Here is an 18,374-nt window from a genome sequence, read left to right on the forward strand (position 1 = left end):
TCTCTGCCTATGGCCCGTTGTCCGATGCGTCCGGAACTAACTCGGTGAGAGGGTTGCGTTTTTCGCTTGGAGGAGGCGCATCAAAAGGCGGCATTTTTTTCTCTAAATCAGCAAGCCCTGGGTGATAAAAGGCGCTCACCGTCAACGAGTACGTCAATGGCTTAACAGCTGTCTCCGTCGATGTCATTTCTGGATTGCCTGTAAAGGATAGTGCTTCAACAGAAACGATGCGGTCCAGTCCTTCGAGCGTTTGCAAAAATCTCTCTAAATGATAGTACGATGGCGACTGAACTGTCAGCTGAACGGTTACCTTTTTTAATCCGTTTGGCAAAGCGAGCGCAGCATTGTTTTGCTGCGATGAAGACGGCTGTGCCGCCGCATTTCCAGCGTTCGACGGCGCCGCCTTTTGTCCGTTCGCTTGCGGGGTTGACTGTTGCGACGTTTGGATGTCCGCATCTTCGTTAAACGACATGCTTGAAATAAAGCTCCCCGAAACAACTTCCGCTTTTTCTAAATCAAGAATGAGCTGCTCAACAAACGGCTTAACCGGAACCTTCTTTTCTAGTTCCACGACGCTGTCGATCAAATCCCCTTGTCCTTTTGCCGTCTGCTGCCGCAAAGCAGCGAGCAGTTTCTGTTCGTTGGCAACAGTGGTGCTCAATCCGTCGACGCGATCATAAAGCGGTTTGAGAGTATAAAAATACAGCCCTGTAAAAAATGCGCCAACGATAACGAGCGAAAGCAGCACTAGCAACACTTCGCGCTTTGAAAACCGGACGGTCATGGTTGTTTCTCCTTTTCTTCTTTTAAGGCAGCTTTGTTCACATGCAGTTCATACTGTGCTAAATAGCGCGGCAATATATGACGATCCTCCTCGTTCGTTGCAGTCGATTCGCCGCTTTTCTGTTCTAAAGCCGATACACTTTTTAATTGTACATCTGAAACAAAGGTAGCTTCCGATAATTGCTTTAAATAATAGGCGGCTTCCTCGTCCGTATCAAACTGTACCGCCACATTGACGACACCGTCTTCCGCATACGAAAAATTCATCATAAATCCGCGTTCTGGGAGCAGCTTGGCCATATTGCGAAGCAAAAGCACCGTTTTCAGCGGATATTGCTTCGCCCATTCCACCGCTTTTTGTAGTTCCTCGACTTCCTGTGTCGATTGAGCGTTTTCAAGTTTTTGCTGCTCGACTGCTTCGAGCGCCTGCGTCTGTTTTAACTGCTGCGACAGTATTTGAATTTGGGTTTCTGTTTTTTGCATTGACATATAAAATACGACTCCCAAGGCAATGGCCACAGTAAGCACAATGGTGATACCAACGAGAAGCACAACATTTTTCGGTTCTTTTTTCGGCAGTAAGTTAATGTCAATGAGCATCGTTCGTTCCCTCTTTTAATCCAAGTCCCCATGCCAAATGATAACGCGGCTCGACCGCTGCCGCAAACGATGCGGACAATCGCTCGACAGGAACGTCAAACCGCTCCTGCATCGCTTCATGAATGCGCGATAAGTAGCGATGGTCGCCAGTCAACAATAGACGAGTAATTTGCTCATTGCCTTGATGGATCGAAAAGCGGTAAAAATTCATAATTCGTTCAATTTCCTTATATACATCTTCAAATGGCCGGAGCGTTTCTTCCATATCGCTCGTCTCCATTGTTTCATCCAATGACGCAAACAATAGCTGCCGCATAAACACAGGGGCATTGTTGTAAAACACGCTAGCGTTGATAGCGGATTCGTCCAATTGCACGATCAGCAAATGATCTCCTCTTCGAATTTGATCGGCCGCGTAAAACAAACGATACACGCACAAAGGCGACAAATCGGCGGCGACGGGCCGGAGCATCGCTTCTTCCAAAAGCTGCGCGTAGCTTCGCACCATTTGTTCAGGAGCGGCGAACAATAAAATCGTCAGCTTCTCTTTCGTTCGCTCCAATACGGTATAGTCGAAAACTGGATCTTCAAACGGCAAGTGAATCGTCGTCCCCAATTCCATAAATAAATAACCGCGAATTTCATCCTCTTGCAAGTCGTTCGGAAGCGGAATTCGCCTAATAACAACAACCGGATCTGGCACAATAAAGCGGACGCGCCGTTTTTTCAGCTTCCATTCGTCGACGCATTCCTCTAAAATCAGCCCAAGCGTTTCACGATCATGGATTTTGCCATCGTGAATCAATCCTCTAGGAAGGTCCCGTTCTCCCCATTTTTGAACGGAAAACGGATCATGAGGCTTGACTTCAACATATCGAATCACATGATCTTTGATGACAATATTCGCTATTTTATGCCGCGGTTTGAAAAGGCTGAACATGTTCATGTAAGTCCCCCGTCATTTAAAAGAAGATCAATTGTTGATACCACTCAATGATAGCGTGTCCAAAATAATAAACGGTCAACGTGCCGAATACGATGTGCGGCCCAAATGGCATCGGTTCGCCGCGGCGGATTTTTCCAAGCGCCATGCCGATGACCCCAAACACGGTGCCGTAAAACGTTGAAACAAAGAGCGCAAGCAGCGTATATTTCCATCCGAGCACAAGCCCCAAGACACCGAACAATTTAACGTCGCCGCCCCCCATGCCGCCTTTGCTTGCGACGGCAATCAACAGCAAAACCGAAAAGCCGACCGCCGCGCCAACAAGCGAATCCCACCACGGGGAAAGCGGAACAAACAAGCGCTCGATTATAAAAAGAACGGCGAAAAACAGCAACACTGGATCTGGAATGATCATATAGCGAACATCGGAAACGAAAATAATCATCAACAGCGACACAAGCGTCCAACTGACGATCAATTCTTTTGACCATCCCACCCAAAGCGGCGAAATCGTAAAAAGAATCGCAGTTAAAAGTTCGATGAACGGATAAAGCGGCGAAATGCGCACACCGCAACCGCGGCACGCACCCCCTTGAACGATATAGGAAACGACAGGAATTAATTCCCACGCTGTCAGCGTTCGCTGACAGCGCGGACAATGTGAACGTGGCTTGATAATCGACTCCCCCTTAGGCACCCGCAATCCAACGACATTGAAAAAGGAGCCGAGGAGGAGAGAGTATACGGCAATAATGACATACATAATATCACTCATTGCTATTTAGTAGCATCTAAAGAAACATCATCTCTAGTAATTTTATGTTTGTTGTCCGTGTTAATATAATATCCTGCCCCATTATCTGAAGCTTTCAATTTGATCTGATAATAAGATGAGGCATTGGCTGCTGCAGGCACAAACGTTACAGTGGAGTTATCTGGATCATACGCCCCTTTATTTCCCGGAGATTTTGGAATGGACTCCAAAAATCCACCTTTAACTAAATCGTTTAATGACCAACTATTTGTCCCCGACGTATCTTGCGTTTTCGCCAAGCGTGCCGCGTTAATAATTTCCTCGGCGTTCGCTACGTGCGCATCTTTTTTCGAGTTGTCAATAATGTTACCGATAGTTGGAATCGCAATCGCCGCAATGATTCCTAAAATGACGATGACGGCGAGCAATTCGATAAGCGTCAAACCGCGCTCATTTTTTAAAAATCTCTTTAACATGATTTCCTCTCCTTTTCATATAAGTCTTTTTATCTATCATTTTACAATATCTATCATTTTTTTGAAAATAAATTATTGTTGGATATGATTGAAAATATCATACATTGGAACGATGATCGATGTGACGATCGTTCCTACGACCCCTGACAAAAGTACGATCATCAATGGCTCAATCAACGATTTTAAGCGATCCGTTCCGGCATCCACTTCCGCCTCGTAAAAATCAGCAACTTTGGCAAGCATCGCATCGAGCGAACCGGTTTGTTCACCGATTGCGATCATTTGCGTAACAAGCGGCGGAAACGCCCAATGTTTTTTCAGCGGCTCAGCCATCGATTGCCCCTGTTCGAGCGCATCACGCGCTTCTTTGAGCACTTTGGCGATGACCTCGTTTTCAATGACATCTTCAACAATCGACAGCGCCTGCAAAATCGGAACAGAACTTGAAAACAGCGAGCTGAGCGTTCGCGTCATGCGCGCCAGCGCCGCTTTTTGCATTAACTTCCCAAAAATCGGCAGCCGCAATAGCGCATAATCAAGATAATATTTGCTTTGCTTTCGTTTTTTGAGCGCCGCAAACACCATATACACACAGAAGACGCCAAGCGCTACAAGCCACCAATACGCCTGCATGACTTCGCTCGCTTTTAACACAAATTTTGTAATCGCTGGAAGGTCAGCGCGAAAATCGGCAAACATTTTCACAAACGTCGGCACGACCGCAACAAGCAAAAAGATGACAACGGCAATCGCAATGATGCCGACGGCGATCGGATAGGCGAGCGCGGAAATGATTTTTTGCCGCGTTCGGTGCACCTTTTCGAAATGATCCGCAAGCCGCTCAAGCGTCTCATCCATGTTTCCGCTCGCTTCGCCCGCTTTCATCATGTTGACAAACATCGGAGGGAACACGCGCGGATGCTTGGCGGTGGCCGCTGATAGAGGGTTGCCGCCGCGCAAAGCTTCCTCGACATCAGCGAGGGCCTTGCTTAGCGCCTTGCTGTCGGTCTGTCCGGCTAAAATGCGCGTCGAATCAACGACGGACACCCCTGCTTTCAGCAATGTCGCAAATTGGCGCAAATAAATAACGAAGTCTTGCAGCTTGACCGCATTGCCAAACGTAACTTCTTTGTTTAGCAGCGTTGGCGGCACTTCACTGATTTCAGTGACTTTAATGCCTTTTTGTCGCAGCTTGATGACAGCATCCCGCTTTGTCGAAGCGGTAACGGTGCCTTTTTGCCGCTGTCCTTTTATATTTCGGCCTTCATATTTGAATTGTGGCATGTCATTCGCCCCGTTCCCCTATAAGATACGGCTCTACCGCTTCTTGCGAAATCCGTCCCGCTTGCAGCAGCTCTTTAATGTTTGAAGCAAGCGTCTGCATACCGGCCGCTCGGCTTGTCTGCATGACATTGACAATTTGATGGACTTTTTCGTTGCGAATTAAATTGGCCACTGCGGCATTATTGATTAAAATTTCAGTGGCCGCCACCCGGCCGTTTTTTTGCACATTTGGAAAGAGCCGCTGCGAAATGACAGCGACGAGCACAGACGCGAGCTGAATGCGAATTTGCGCTTGCTGGGCGGGCGGAAACACGTCGATAATGCGGTCAATTGTGGCTGGTGCGCTCGACGTGTGCAGCGTTGCCAGCACCAGGTGCCCCGTCTCCGCTGCCGTAATCGCCGTATGAATCGTCTCCAGATCGCGCATCTCGCCAACTAAAATGACATCCGGATCTTGGCGCAGCGCGGCACGCAAACCGTTGGCAAAGTTATTCGTGTCAAATCCGACTTCGCGCTGATCGATAATGCAGCCGCCGTGCTTATGCAAATATTCGATCGGGTCTTCTAGCGTTATAATGTGCTTTTTCATCGTTTTGTTCATATAGTCGATCATCGCGGCAAGCGTCGTTGATTTTCCGCTTCCCGTCGGACCGGTGACAAGCACGAGTCCTTGCGGTTTGGCCGCAATATGCTTCAATACCTCAGGAAGCTTTAATTCGTCGATGGTCGGAATTCTAGTAGGAATGACGCGAATCGCGAGCGAAATGCAGGAACGCTGTTTGAATACGTTGATGCGGAAGCGGGAAACTCCCGGGATTCCATAGGAAAAATCGAGCTCGCCCCGCTCTTCAAACCGCTCCCATAGCGTCTGCGAAACGACCGCTCTCGCAATTCCCTCCGTGTCCTCGGGACGCAGCGCTTCTTGTCCGTACCGCTTCAATTCTCCATTAATGCGCATAATCGGCGGGACGCCCACCGTCAAGTGCACATCGGACGCTTTCCATTCGAAAGCCGCCCGCAACAGATGGTCTAATCGTTGTTTCATCGTCCTCACCTTTAACTTAAAATTGCTACTTTTAGCACTTCTTCAAGCGTTGTCAGCCCTAGCTTCACTTTTAACAATCCGTCGTCGATCAAAAAGATCATTTTATTTTTGACCGCCAGCTCGCGCAATTTCGAAAACGGTTCGTGATTTAAAATCACGCGCCGCATCTCATCATTCATCACCAACAATTCGTGAATAGCAATTCTTCCTTTGTAGCCCGTCATATTGCATGTTGGGCAGCCGCGGCCGCGGATGATTTTTTCTAGCTTCAGCCCCCGCCTTGCAAAAATTTCAATCTCTCGCTTCGTCGGTTCCTGTTCTTGCTGGCAATCGCGGCAAATGCGGCGAACAAGCCGCTGCGAAACCACGCCAGCAAGCGAGGTCGCCACGAGAAATGGCTCAATGCCCATATCAATTAATCGGGTAATCGTGCTGATCGCATCGTTTGTATGCAGCGTGCTCAATACTAAATGCCCCGTCAGCGAAGCGCGAATCGCCACTTCTGCCGTTTCGCGGTCGCGAATTTCTCCGACCATGATAATGTTCGGATCTTGGCGCAAAATCGAACGAAGCCCCTGGGCAAACGTGAGCCCGACATTCGGATTGACTTGAATCTGGTTAACCCCTTCAAGCTGGTATTCGACCGGATCTTCAATCGTGATAATATTCACTTCTTCATTGTTTAACCGGTTGAGCGCCGCATACAATGTCGATGATTTTCCCGATCCGGTCGGACCGGTAATGAGCACGATTCCAGTCGGCCGTTCAATTAACTCAATAAACCGCTGCAAATTGAGCTTATTGAATCCAAGCTTTTCAATATCATTAAGCGCCGCTCCCAAATCGAGGACGCGCATCACAATTTTTTCCCCATATACCGTCGGCAGCGTCGAAACACGCAAATCCACCGGATGAAAATCTATATTCATTTTAATCCGCCCGTCTTGCGGAATGCGATGTTCAGTTATATCCATATTCGCTAAAATTTTAATTCTCGCGGTTAATACGCTTTGCATATGCTTCGGCAAAGCGCGGTCCGTCCGCAGCACACCATCGATTCGGTAACGGATGAGCACTTTTGTTTCTTGCGGATCGATATGGATGTCGCTGGCCCGCTGCTCAACAGCCAGCTGCAAAATTTGATTGACGAGGCGGACGATCGGCGAATCTTCTTCGGTTACCCTCTCTTCTTCAACCGTTTCTTGCGTCGGTACCATCCGCAAGAAGTCTTCCATCGATTCATCGACATCGTAGTATTTGTTAATGGCGCGCAAAATATCATCTTTCGAAGCGATCGCCGTTTCGATATGAAATCCTGTCGAAAGACGCAAATCATCGATGACGAAAAAATCCATTGGATCGGCCATCGCTACAAGCAGACGGTCGCCTTCGGCTTTCAGCGGCATCACCATATTTCGCTTGGCAAATTCCTTCGGCACAAGGTTCGTCAGCTTGGGATCAATGGGATAGCGATATAAACTTACGTGAGGAATGCCGAGCTGAAATTCTAACACTTCAATCAGCTGCTGTTCCGTAATATAGCCCCGTTGTAGCAGCGCATCGCCGAGCTTTTGTCCCGGCGCTTTTTGCTCAAGCGCTTCCTCAAGCTGTCGCTCCGTAATCAATCCGGCTTCTACCAGCAAATCTCCTAATCGCTTCCGCTCTTGCTTTTTCTTCATCCTCATCCCTACTTTTCATACTGCGTGCTCTCGTTTTTTTCATTGTTATTCGCGGCCGGCGTTTGCTCGCTTTGGCTCGCGCCGCCGTTCTGTTGCTCTAATTTGCCCGAATCGGTTGTTGTTTTTTGCCCATCGGTCGCTGATGCTCTATTCTCGTTATTCAAGTCGTTTCCGATTTCTAAACCGCGAACCTCAATGGCGTATACCGGCGGATAAAAATCTTCTGCAATGACTTCCGAGCGAACAAATCGGTTGTGTTCGTCATAGATTTCTTTTTTTACCTTGACAAGCATCCCTTGTTTTCCTTCTTGCTTTCTTTGACGTTCCCCCGGCTTTAAAAGCGGGCTATATTGAACGATCGTTTTTGGAGCAAAATATTCTACATCGCTCGTTTTAACTACGTATTTATACGCAAACGGCAGCCCGAGCAGCGAAACGTGAAAACCGCTGCCTGCCGGCTGAAACCGAAGCACATATGCACTCGCATTTGGATTATAAAAACGGAAGTCGCGCATATTCGGATCGGCCTTCACTTCATAGCCGAGCGGAAGGCCCGATGGCAAAGTTCGGCTCGTATGGCGCTCGACAATTGTAAAATTGGTCGGCAAAATCGCCTCATAAATAGCGGTGCCAATCATACTCATTGCTTCTGGAGAGGCGTTGTCGGCAAAATACGAGGCGAGCGAGAACACACTTTTCCCTTTCATTTCAATCTCTCGATGCGCACGAATCCACGCGATAACTTCCGCGCGGCTGTCCCCTAACGCTGCCATCGTCGCCTCGCTTATCGGTGTGCTTTGTGCCCCTTTTTGCGCAACAACATAGTTCGCAAGGTCGAGCGCTGGTGGATTGGTTTGCAGCTGTGACGCAATGGCCAACAAATCTCGCTTGAGCTGCTCTTGATTAAGAGAAGATTTCAGCGTCGGGGAGATGAGTTGATCCAATAGCGTCGAAAGCAGCTTGTCATCCAATTGGACAACAAGCGGCGACCGGTGCCCCCCCACCGCTTGATCGATGCTTTGTTCAACGCGAAATGAAAACAATGGTACAGGAATCTCTTCCGCTTTTTCTTGGTAAACCATTTTCATATGAACGGACGCCGTCCATTCATTGATCTTTTTTTGTACCGCTTCCATCGCATCATTTTTTTCCAACTGTGCTATCGACACCGGTCCAATCATCGTGCCTGAGGCAAAGCCATCGCTTTTTACAAAAAACGTTTGATAGACAAGGGGGGCGGCTTGCGAAAAACCTGTCAAATAAACCGTACAAACAACAATTGCCAAAAATAGCTTAACCCCAGCTAATGGCCGCACAAACGAAATCCCCCTTTTCTTATGCATCGACATTCATGGATATATCAATAATTACGCTCGGTCCTTCTTCTTGAGCTCTCATGATATGCTCTGCCGTTAAGACAGTGCCCGCCTCAATGAAAACATTTCCGTTTTGATCTAGAATGTCTTTTGTTACCTTTTTGCCTTGCAATAATTCAATTTGTTTTTCCCGCAATGTTTGCAAAGTCATTTGCCCCTGTTCTTTTTCGGACGCTTCCGCACTGTTTAACATATCCGTTGTCGCGGCTGCTTCAGCGAATGGTTCCTTTTTTTGTCCAATCTGGCTCGCATCATCGACTAAGGAAGCAGGGGCCGTTTCGTTGACAATTAAAATGTCTTTGCCATATGTCAATACAAACTCAGAAGACAACGCGGCTTGCTTTCCGTTTGTTTGCAGTTCAATCCCCATAATGTCCCCTGTTTCCTCATCGATGAAAAATTCGGTCACTTCGCCAAGCAGCTGTCCTTTTCTCGTCATCGCTTTCGTGTTTTTAATGCGGATTTGTTTATTGACTAACTGGTTGGCGATCGGAATCTCCGCTAAATCGATCACCGCGCCGTAATTTTCCACCGTTACGGCAAACTCGCCAATGCCGACGACTTTTTTAAACGGAATCGCCTTTAGGCTAAATTGCACATCTTCTTGTTCAATTGTTAAAAAATCAATTGTCCCTTTTTCAGGGTTGATTACGAGCGTTTTTACCGTTCCGATTTGTCCGCCATCGGAGATGCTAATAATCGGAAGTCCTACAATTTGCGCACTATACTTCATACCTTCACCACACCTGTCCATTATAAGATTTCATTGTTTGAGCAAAAAATTCGATTTCATCTATTAAAATAGGATAATTGCAAAATTTCTCACGCAAATGCGCCAACCACGGCGCCAGTTTCTCATATTCTTTTTCTAGCAAATAATGTTCGGCCAACAAACGGGCAAACATATAATAATCCTGTTCGGCAAGCGGAGATCGCAAACATTGAAAGATGCGCTGTTCATACTCTTCTTTTTCCAAACGGCCGCGCATGAATTGCAGCTCCATTGCAAGTGACTGGATTACGACGTTTCGCACTGGAGAACCGCTAGATGACAGCATTTGTCCGCGATCCGCTTTCCCTAAACGTTCTTCACCGATCAACGCTTCGTCCAATTTGGCTGTCGCATCATCGACGTCTTGGGCAGCGCTCTCAGGCAGAACAATATCGTCAAATAGCTCTTGATGTTTCCAGTTATCGGTTCTATCATCGTTCAAGGCAGGTTCGTCTGCTTCCAATTCCGAGTCTTCTAACGCAACCAGCGTTAAATAGGCGCTCTCTTGTTCGAACCATCCTTTCATAGACTCTTCTGCTTCGTCTGCCAGCAAATTTGATTCCTCGACAGATGGATCAAGAGCATCTATAACCGTGACTGGCAGCTCGTCATTCGCTTCGCTTTTGAAAGGCTCCGCGTTTGTATCGAAAAGCAGAGAATCATCCAGTTCCTCACCACTGGAGCGAAGAGGTTCTAAAGCTGATTGTTCCTCCACCGCAAGCAACGTCTCCGATTGTAAAGAGGCAAACGGCCAATCGTTTAGCTCTTTGTCGACTACCTGATCTATTTCCGACTCAACGGCGAGCCATTCCTCTGATTCTAGCGCCGAAAGCGGCCAAGCTGCAACTAATTCTTCATCATCCAAACGCTCCGCTTTCGGTTCAATTTCTTCCAAAACTTCAAGCGCTGTTTCCGAATCAGACGACGGAATCGGCCAATCATTGAATTTCTCCTCGCTGCTTTCCTCTTCTCCTAGTTGCGAGGACAGTTCTAGTTCCGCAGCTGCCAATATCTTATCTTCGAGCTCAATGTCGTCATTCTCGACAACAGCCAGCTCGTTTTCATCCGTTTTCATTGCCGTTGACGCCCGTTCATCAATGAATTCTGTATCAAAAGGAAACGCAGCGTCTTCCTCTTCTTCTCCTTTCGCTGCCGCATATAACGCATAGCCAAATTGCCGGTGAAGCAAATACGTGATCGCTAAAGCAAGCAGCAATAAAAGCAAGCCAAGCTGCCAAAGCGGAAATACCGACTGAGCGGAAACTGCAAGCAGCGACAATAATAATGAAACAGCCAACGTCGCTATTTTACCGCTCCGGCTTAATCCAATCGGCAGTATCAGTAACAAAGGGGCGGCAATGACCAAAGCGGCGAGCATGAATAAAAACGGCTTCAATATTTCACCCCGTTTCCCGACGCAAATATAAGACAATTTTCCTAAAAATAAAACAATACTTGACTCTAACATATTGTATAATAAAGTTACATATTTTGAAAGAAGGCTATGCAAAATGGAGAAAAAGAAATTTATTACGTTTTACCCATGTAAAGGATTTACATTAATTGAAGTGCTGGCCTCGATTGTCATTTTATCGGCGGCAGCTGCAGGGATTTTTTTATTTTTCACCAATGCGATGAAGTATACATCGTACAACCAAGGAAAGACGGTGGCCATCAATGTGGCGCGCGGTGTGTTATCATACGTGGAACGGCTCGATTTTTCGACACTGCAAAAATACGTAGAGGACGAAATAAACAGTACAAATGCACTATATGTGGAACTAGACGCAGCCAAATGCGGTTTGTCCCTCTTTGAAAACAAACAAGTGTGCGAAGCGCTGTTTCGCCCGACCATTAACAATGTGACATATGATGAACAGCGCATACACGTCTTTATCATTCCTTATAACGATCCGCAGCGCTGGAATGATTTAAAGCAGTCGCCCCCGGCAGAATTTCCGGCTTCGTTACAGCAAAAAATAAAAGAGACCGCGATTGAAAATACCGATCCTAAGCTGCAAAAATATTTGCTGAAAGTGTATGTCATCGTCCGCTGGGGAGACGATCCAAATCAAGCAGAATGGCTCGAAGGTGTGATTGCCAATGAAACGATACGTTAACAACAACAAAGGATTATCGTTATTGGAACTGCTTGCAGCTGTTGCGATTTCCGCTTTCATTCTCGCTTCCATTTACGGAGTCTTGTTAAGCGGCATTAAAGCATACAAACAGATCGGCATCGAAAACCAACTCCGCAGCGAAGCCGATTATGTCGTGGCTACCGTCATGAATCAGTTGTATCAATTCGCGCCTGACGGAATTGATATGACCGCCACAACTGACCAGCACCTTGCCTTTGTCAACAATAAACAGAAAGTGATCAACCCGAGCGTTGGATGGGTCGAAGAACAAGAAACAGCTAAGCAGACATTGGATATTGAACTACAAAACGACGCATTGTTCATCAACGGCGGCAAAATGAGTTCGGACCAACTACAAATTATCTCCAATCAATCGAAGCTTTCGTATAGCTGTGTACAGAAAGAAGGAAATATGTGCTATAGCGGCATTGTCACATTCGTGCTGGCGGTTCAAGATCGCGACCACGCAAAACCGAACGATGTGCTCTATATAAAGCCGTTTGTGCTAAAGACGGAATTCGGGTTTTAAAAGGAAGTGGAACAATGAACGAAAAAGGCCATAGCTTAGTGCTTACACTGCTCATCGTCACCATTTTTTTCATACTGGGTCTCACCATTTTATCCGTCAGCATTTACCAAGCCAAATTTACGCAAGTGCGGGTAGAGGATGTCGAATCGCTCCATGAAGCGACAAAAGCAATCGAAGAAGCCATTGCCGAAATGAAAGTGAAGGTAGAGAATCTGCAATTGTCCACTCCCGCACAGCTTGATATCGACTTAGGAACCCCGCAGTTTGGGTTTCTTCAGCAATTAATCGAACGATACCATGTGTCTATTCAAGATGTGACAGCGAACAACGACATTGATCGAGGCAAACTGTTCACACGCGTTTATATCATTTCCAAAAAAGCAGGAAATAGAACCGTTTCCCGCCAAATTATTGTGACGAATACGCCGAGTTTTTTAAAATATGCGATTGGCTCCCGAGAAGATGTCACATTAAACGGCGGAATGTATATAGATGGCCATATTTATGCTGGCAAAGATTTTTATATGACCAATGTCGCCAACTATATTTATAACTCACAAAAATATAGCGAACCGACATCGTTTCCGACAACGAGTGAAACAAACATCTTATTTGCAAATGGAAACCGCTATGTTTGTGACCAGCAAAATGGGGCAAAAGCTTGTTACGATCTCTCGCCATCAGGATTTATGAAAAACTCTGCTCATTTTGCATCTAGTGAATCGATGTTGCCATTTCAATCTACAGGCCCTGCTGTTCAGAAAGACCAAGAAGAATTTATCGATGTTGACTTTGATTTTACTCTAAAAGATAAGTTGCTAAGCGCTGCGGGCATCGAAGCATTCGATCCGCAAGCCCAAGAGCAATATAAATCGCTTGTGCACCTGCCCATTCCTGATCTGTTAGACAAATTGCAAAATCATTTTACTGTCATTGATAGCATTCAAAAATTTCCGGATGCTATTAGCAGCGGCAAATCTATTCTACTTACTGGATATTCTTCGCCCTACTTAGATCTCGGATCACTTGATCTGAATGACAATCAATGGCTGATTGTAAATGGAGACGTGTATTTAGAAAATAGCGGTTTGTCGCCATTAAATATAAAAGGCAATATCATTGTTTTAGGCAATTTGGATGTTCGCGGAAATGTCGCTTTTGATTCCACTATTTATGTATACGGAAATACGTCTATTTATAACGCAACCATTTCAGGCTTTAATAACAAAGAGGTGGTTTTATTGACAAAAGGGGAGCTAGAGATTGCCCGTATCAATGAATTTCAAAATAATTTTTCGCTAACGACCCCAAACTTGAAAGGTTTCTTTTACACTGATTCAAATGCCATCCTTTATGCTGTCGGTTCGTATATTAATATTCAAGGGGGGCTGTTTGCTCGTGGAATAGGGAATCAAACCATTTCTGATACTGATTCAACAGGACTTGTGATTAACGCATACCGCGGATCGACTTCAGATCGGGGAGACAACATTTCCTTCACGCCGCCTGTTTTGCCTGACGGTCAACAAGCAACAAAAGCGCGCTTTGTTCTTAAATACGATATCAATGTCTTTATTAATCGAGGATTAGGTCTCCCATTGGTCAAAAAGCTCGCACTAATTCCTGATAAGCTGCAAATAAACTAAAAAAGGAAAAGGAGCGCGGATTACCGCGCTCCTTTTTGCTGTAACCTGCGAACAATATTTTCATGCTTCCAGTATTTCGCAAGCGACAGAGCTGTATTGCCAGTTTTGTCTTGAACATGTACATCCGCGCCGCTTCGAAGCAGCAAAGCAACGAGACTGTCATATCCATATTCAGCCGCCGTCATTAACGCCGTTTTCCCCACTTTTGTTTTCGCATTAACATGCGCTCCTGCCTGCAACAAATATTGTACCGTCTCTACATAATTTCCTTCTGTCGCTTTAAATAAAGCCGTTTCCCCTTTTTCGTTCGCACGATTAACATTTGCTCCGCGTTCATGCAAAATGCGGACCATTTCAGTTTTTCCTAGTTGTGCTGCGTGGAGGAGCGGGGTGATCCCTTCCTTATTAGCCGCGTCAATAATGGCTCCCCGCTTGCATAGAAGAGCAACCAACTGTACATCTCCACTTTCAACTGCATAATAAAGCGGCGTGTTGCCCTGCTTATCTCTTTGTCCAATCGTCTTCTGATTGATTAATTTCTGCACAATGAGCCTGTTTGCTTCATTTCCTTGCGGCGATGCTGCCACAATTGCGAAACTAAGCGGAGGAAGCGGCACGTAAGCCGACTTTCCTCCCGCTTTCAGTAGCTCTATTGCGATGCTTTTATTTTTTTGATTCATCGCTATATCAACAGGCGATCCATTTTTGGTTTTAAAATTGATATCCTTTTCTTTCGCAATATATTCTTGCACAAATTTGTTATCTCCTTTTCGGATCGCTTGAATCAACTGCTGATGTTTCTCTTGTTTTGTAGGAAAGCACCCGCCTAATGCCAAAAGAATACTTATGGCAACGATGAATTTTTTCATAAAGAACCACGTCCTTGTCTAATACAACCAGCCATTCTTATTGCCGCCACGCGGTGGGTTGTTCGCTTTTTCCACGACTTGAACCGTCGTTGTAGCGGTCCATGTTCGGTTCGTTTCATCAGTTAATTGAACGGTAAGCATCGTTTCTCCTAGTCGCTTCCCAGTTACCTCGCCACTAGAATCGACAACCGCATAATAGCTGTCCGCGATGCTAAAACGATAGTCCACAATTTTAGTTGTCGCATTGCTCGGTATTTTTGCGAGGTACGACCACACGTTGATCGTCTTTCCTTTTTCAACGGTCAACGTTGGCGGCAGGGAAATACCTGTCAACGGTGAACCTACTTGAATGACAGCCGTCCCTGTTACACCGTTATGGGCGGTAGCTGTAATTTGTACTTTTCCTGTTCCAACACCGATGACCTTGCCGCTTTGATCGACAGTAGCAACACTCGGATCGGACGAGCTCCAGCGAATCTCTTTATATGTCGCATTGTCTGGCACAATGGATGCCGACAACGAAATCGTTTCTCCGATGTTGATAGATGCAGCAGCTGGCGAAACAACGACCGCTTGAACCGGAACAGCGCGAACAGTGACATTTACTACTTTTTCAATGATTTCGTCATTCGCGTTAAAAGCAGTAACTTTTAGCGTTGTCACTCCTTCAGCTTTCCCTGTGATCGTTCCTGCCGCTTGGTCTATTTTGGCATAGATATCGTTACCAATCGAGTAAGAAATGCTGTCCTTGGCATCAGCTGGTGAGACATTGATTGGAATAGCCTTCGTCTCTCCAACATCCACAGTAAAGTCACTTATCGTGATTGAGTCGACAGGAATGCGGACAATCGCTTTTGTTTTCGCAATTTGTTCATTGCCAAACAGATCTTTTACCTTTACCGTCACTTCCGCGCTTCCCTTATTGACAGCCGTCAGCACTCCGTTTTTATCCACCGAAACGATCGAACCATTGCTGTTTTCACTCCAGTCAATCGACGCGATTGTGGCGTTCTGCGGTGAAACATTCATTAACAAGTTTAAATTTTTTGGAACACCTCGATTGACAAACACGGTATCCGGCAGCGAAACACCTGTTATTTCATAATCTGCTACAAATCGTAACGGATTAAATGATACGCTCGTTGTTTGACCGTTCAAATCTTTATACGATAAAGTGGCTTGCGATAAGGAAAACTCACCTTTTCGCGTCGGTGATAATTGAATGGAAAACGTCTGTGGATTAGCTGTATAAAGCGATCCTACCTTATTGTATATAATATCCGGCAACGTCCCTTTAATCGTATATCCTTCGTCAACGGTTCCTTGCTTCGTAAACCCGTTTGGCAGCGATACGACTTCAACACCCGCTGGTAATGTTTCTTGGAATTGAATATTGGTTACATTAAGCAAGGAATTAGCGATGAGCGAAAGCTGCTTCGGATTGAGCGTGTATTGCACTGTGATCATTCGATTCACCGGAACTAAGGTTGACGGAACTGTACGGTTGACTTCAATATTGGCGGTCACTTTCGCAATGGCAACTTGAAATTCCTTCGTCGTTTTCGCTCCTTTGGAATCCGTCGCTTCAATTTTAATCGTCGCCACACCGCCATTCGGCATTTGATGCGGAATCGATTGGATAATGGTTGTTCCGTTTGGCACGTTGTTTTTTGAATACACTTCATTTCCGTTCAACCATACTTTTGTTGAAAAGGTGTGATCTGTTAGGTCTAGGTCTTCCACTTTGTAAGACAATTCAATATTTTGATTGCTTGGAATTTGATCCGTTTCTTTTGGTGTAAATACAGTGATCTGCGGTGCATGGTTTGAACCCAAAAAGGCACGATACATCGTATTAACAAACAGCTTTTGCTCGTCATCCGGGAACCCTGCCCATGTACCGACATGCCCCGTTCCGGAGTATGTCACATTCCCTTTGGAATACGTATAATAGTGGTTCCAACTGTCATACGAGTCCCGAGGTGACCCGACAATGTTGTACCAAGGGATAACGGAACTGTCTTCAAGATCGAGCGTATAATATTGGTTATGCGTTGTCGCCACTGTAATGTTGTCTCCTAAGGAGAACGGATAATCTGTTATTAAGCCGCTATTGACTTTCTTCGTAGTTGTCGATGTATTAGGCGCTCCATTTCCTAAATCCGTTTGCGGCTGAATTTGGCCGACAATCGGACCGAATTCGTTCACCCATACGTTATTTTTGCCGAACATAATATCGTGGGTAAACATGACGCTTTGTCCAGTAGCGATAAAATTTTTAATCGACTGAACGGCGTTCGCATTTAAATTAATCGGGTTGTTACAGCCATTATAACAATCAGCAAAGCCAAAAATGATCATATTGTACTTGCCATTGATCAGTTCATGCGAATAATTCGGTTCATAAAGCTTGCTTTTTTGAAAATCACTGAGAGTTGTCACATCGATTGCAATTTCATACTCATTCGTACGCTTCAAATAGGATTGGTTCATATTTTTGCTGTTTAACAAAGAACTTGCGTCGTTTGACTGCCGAATTTGCAACACATTAATTTTCGGAACCACATCTTGGAATTTGATATAGCCTTTTTCATAATCCTTTAACGTGTTCGCTTCATCGACAACCTCTACTTTCCAATAACGCACCCCAGAAAAACCAGCAGGAAGCGTATAAGAAATGGTCCCGTTTTCGCCCTGCACTTGCTGGGATGCAACAATTTCCTCGCTCGTATATTGATCATTAAAATCAGAGTCGATATATAGGTTAACTGTAAGAAGCTTATTCGAATAGTCCTTATAATTGATAATGGAGTAATTGAAAGAAATTGTATCACCCTTTTTAAAAACTTGGGTTGAAGACGGGATCGATGTCAGCTCCAGCTGCGGTCTTTCAGCATAAAATTTTGAACCGAATTTAGCAAAGTACGGTTGCAGGTTCGTTCGGTCATCGAAAAAAATAACGTTGTTTTTCACATTTGTCTGTTTATACTGGTTAAAGTTTTGATATAGCTTACTGCTTTTATATTTTAATATATCTTGATGAAAAAAGACTGGAAGCCCTTTATCAATATAAAACTGCTTCATTTGCTGCGCACGCAAATTCGTAATGTCGTTCATTACATTTTTTGTGTCATGCGCCGCTGCCCTTTGCGACAAGCTGTAGCTTGGTGATGAATTGACAGGAGCCGGATTATAATCGCCAGTTGAAATGACAATTGCATCATATTTCCCATCCAACTCATCGCGCAGCGCCACAAACCGCTTCATGGTCATCGTAGTAATCTCCATGTCTTTTCGATTTCCGATCTGCTGTTCAAGCGGTGATGGAGAAGATAACTGGCTCACGATTTCTAGTACTTTGTATACAACTTGCTGACCAGCGGCATGTCCCTTATCCAAAGGGGCAAAAAAGGAGATCACAAGCAATATTGATAAAAAGATAGAAAATGCTTTTTTCACTGTCCTCCCTCCTCC

Annotated in this window: 16 protein-coding genes; 3 read left to right on the top strand and 13 right to left on the bottom strand. The window is 45.5% G+C overall.

Going from position 1 to position 18,374, the window contains the following annotated elements; all coding sequences use genetic code 11:
* Nucleotides 1–7 precede the first annotated feature (7 nt).
* From N667_RS0110160 to N667_RS0110210, 11 genes are all read right to left on the bottom strand, one after another.
* Nucleotides 8–784: a hypothetical protein gene (locus N667_RS0110160; RefSeq protein WP_027409466.1), complete on the bottom strand. Its 777-nt coding sequence runs from the start codon at nt 782–784 to the stop codon at nt 8–10.
* Nucleotides 781–1,383: a fimbrial protein gene (locus N667_RS0110165; RefSeq protein ID WP_027409467.1), complete on the bottom strand. Its 603-nt coding sequence runs from the start codon at nt 1,381–1,383 to the stop codon at nt 781–783. Before N667_RS0110165 ends, N667_RS0110160 begins: the two co-directional genes overlap by 4 nt.
* The gene (gene pilM, locus N667_RS0110170) at nt 1,373–2,329 is read right to left on the bottom strand and encodes a type IV pilus biogenesis protein PilM (protein ID WP_027409468.1); all 957 of its coding nucleotides are present in this window, start codon (nt 2,327–2,329) and stop codon (nt 1,373–1,375) included. Before pilM ends, N667_RS0110165 begins: the two co-directional genes overlap by 11 nt.
* A gap of 16 nt (nt 2,330–2,345) precedes the next feature.
* Complete coding sequence (locus tag N667_RS0110175) at nt 2,346–3,092, bottom strand: prepilin peptidase (RefSeq protein ID WP_035098706.1); 747 nt, start codon at nt 3,090–3,092, stop codon at nt 2,346–2,348.
* Between the two features lie 14 nt (nt 3,093–3,106).
* Nucleotides 3,107–3,559 (bottom strand): prepilin-type N-terminal cleavage/methylation domain-containing protein, encoded by a 453-nt coding sequence (locus N667_RS0110180; RefSeq protein ID WP_027409470.1) that lies wholly within the window; start codon nt 3,557–3,559, stop codon nt 3,107–3,109.
* Nucleotides 3,560–3,631: 72 nt separating this feature from the next.
* Nucleotides 3,632–4,843, bottom strand: a complete 1,212-nt coding sequence (locus tag N667_RS0110185) for a type II secretion system F family protein (RefSeq protein WP_027409471.1) — start codon at nt 4,841–4,843, stop codon at nt 3,632–3,634.
* A 1-nt stretch (nt 4,844) separates the two neighbouring features.
* Entirely contained in the window at nt 4,845–5,888 is a 1,044-nt protein-coding gene (locus N667_RS0110190) for a type IV pilus twitching motility protein PilT (RefSeq protein ID WP_027409472.1), read from the bottom strand.
* A gap of 11 nt (nt 5,889–5,899) precedes the next feature.
* Nucleotides 5,900–7,567, bottom strand: a complete 1,668-nt coding sequence (locus N667_RS0110195; RefSeq protein WP_027409473.1) for a GspE/PulE family protein — start codon at nt 7,565–7,567, stop codon at nt 5,900–5,902.
* Nucleotides 7,568–7,575: 8 nt separating this feature from the next.
* Nucleotides 7,576–8,883: a VanW family protein gene (locus N667_RS0110200; protein ID WP_027409474.1), complete on the bottom strand. Its 1,308-nt coding sequence runs from the start codon at nt 8,881–8,883 to the stop codon at nt 7,576–7,578.
* Nucleotides 8,884–8,902: 19 nt separating this feature from the next.
* Nucleotides 8,903–9,676 (bottom strand): PRC-barrel domain-containing protein, encoded by a 774-nt coding sequence (locus N667_RS0110205; RefSeq protein ID WP_027409475.1) that lies wholly within the window; start codon nt 9,674–9,676, stop codon nt 8,903–8,905.
* 4 nt (nt 9,677–9,680) lie between these two features.
* Nucleotides 9,681–11,111 carry a hypothetical protein gene (locus N667_RS0110210; RefSeq protein ID WP_027409476.1) on the bottom strand — a complete coding sequence of 477 codons (1,431 nt, stop codon included), beginning with the start codon at nt 11,109–11,111 and terminating at the stop codon, nt 9,681–9,683.
* 115 nt (nt 11,112–11,226) lie between these two features.
* Between N667_RS0110210 and N667_RS0110215 the strand changes: the two genes are divergently transcribed.
* Genes N667_RS0110215 through N667_RS0110225 form a run of 3 tightly spaced genes read left to right on the top strand, consistent with a single transcriptional unit; the run spans nt 11,227 to nt 14,031 of the window.
* Nucleotides 11,227–11,835 carry a prepilin-type N-terminal cleavage/methylation domain-containing protein gene (locus N667_RS0110215; RefSeq protein WP_027409477.1) on the top strand — a complete coding sequence of 203 codons (609 nt, stop codon included), beginning with the start codon at nt 11,227–11,229 and terminating at the stop codon, nt 11,833–11,835.
* Nucleotides 11,819–12,385: a type II secretion system protein J gene (locus N667_RS0110220; protein ID WP_027409478.1), complete on the top strand. Its 567-nt coding sequence runs from the start codon at nt 11,819–11,821 to the stop codon at nt 12,383–12,385. The genes N667_RS0110215 and N667_RS0110220 overlap by 17 nt, the downstream gene beginning before the upstream one ends.
* 14 nt (nt 12,386–12,399) lie before the next feature.
* Entirely contained in the window at nt 12,400–14,031 is a 1,632-nt protein-coding gene (locus tag N667_RS0110225) for a hypothetical protein (RefSeq protein WP_027409479.1), read from the top strand.
* Nucleotides 14,032–14,051: 20 nt separating this feature from the next.
* On the opposite strand, the gene N667_RS0110230 is transcribed toward N667_RS0110225, so the two are convergent.
* Together N667_RS0110230 and N667_RS0110235 are read right to left on the bottom strand one after the other, a co-directional pair.
* A complete protein-coding gene (locus tag N667_RS0110230; RefSeq protein ID WP_027409480.1) occupies nt 14,052–14,900 on the bottom strand; it encodes an ankyrin repeat domain-containing protein in 849 nt (282 codons plus the stop codon).
* Between the two features lie 18 nt (nt 14,901–14,918).
* Nucleotides 14,919–18,359 carry a DUF5057 domain-containing protein gene (locus tag N667_RS0110235; protein ID WP_027409481.1) on the bottom strand — a complete coding sequence of 1,147 codons (3,441 nt, stop codon included), beginning with the start codon at nt 18,357–18,359 and terminating at the stop codon, nt 14,919–14,921.
* Nucleotides 18,360–18,374: the final 15 nt, after the last annotated feature.

Source organism: Anoxybacillus tepidamans PS2 (assembly GCF_000620165.1).
Taxonomy (GTDB): Bacteria; Bacillota; Bacilli; order Bacillales; family Anoxybacillaceae; genus Anoxybacteroides; species Anoxybacteroides tepidamans_A.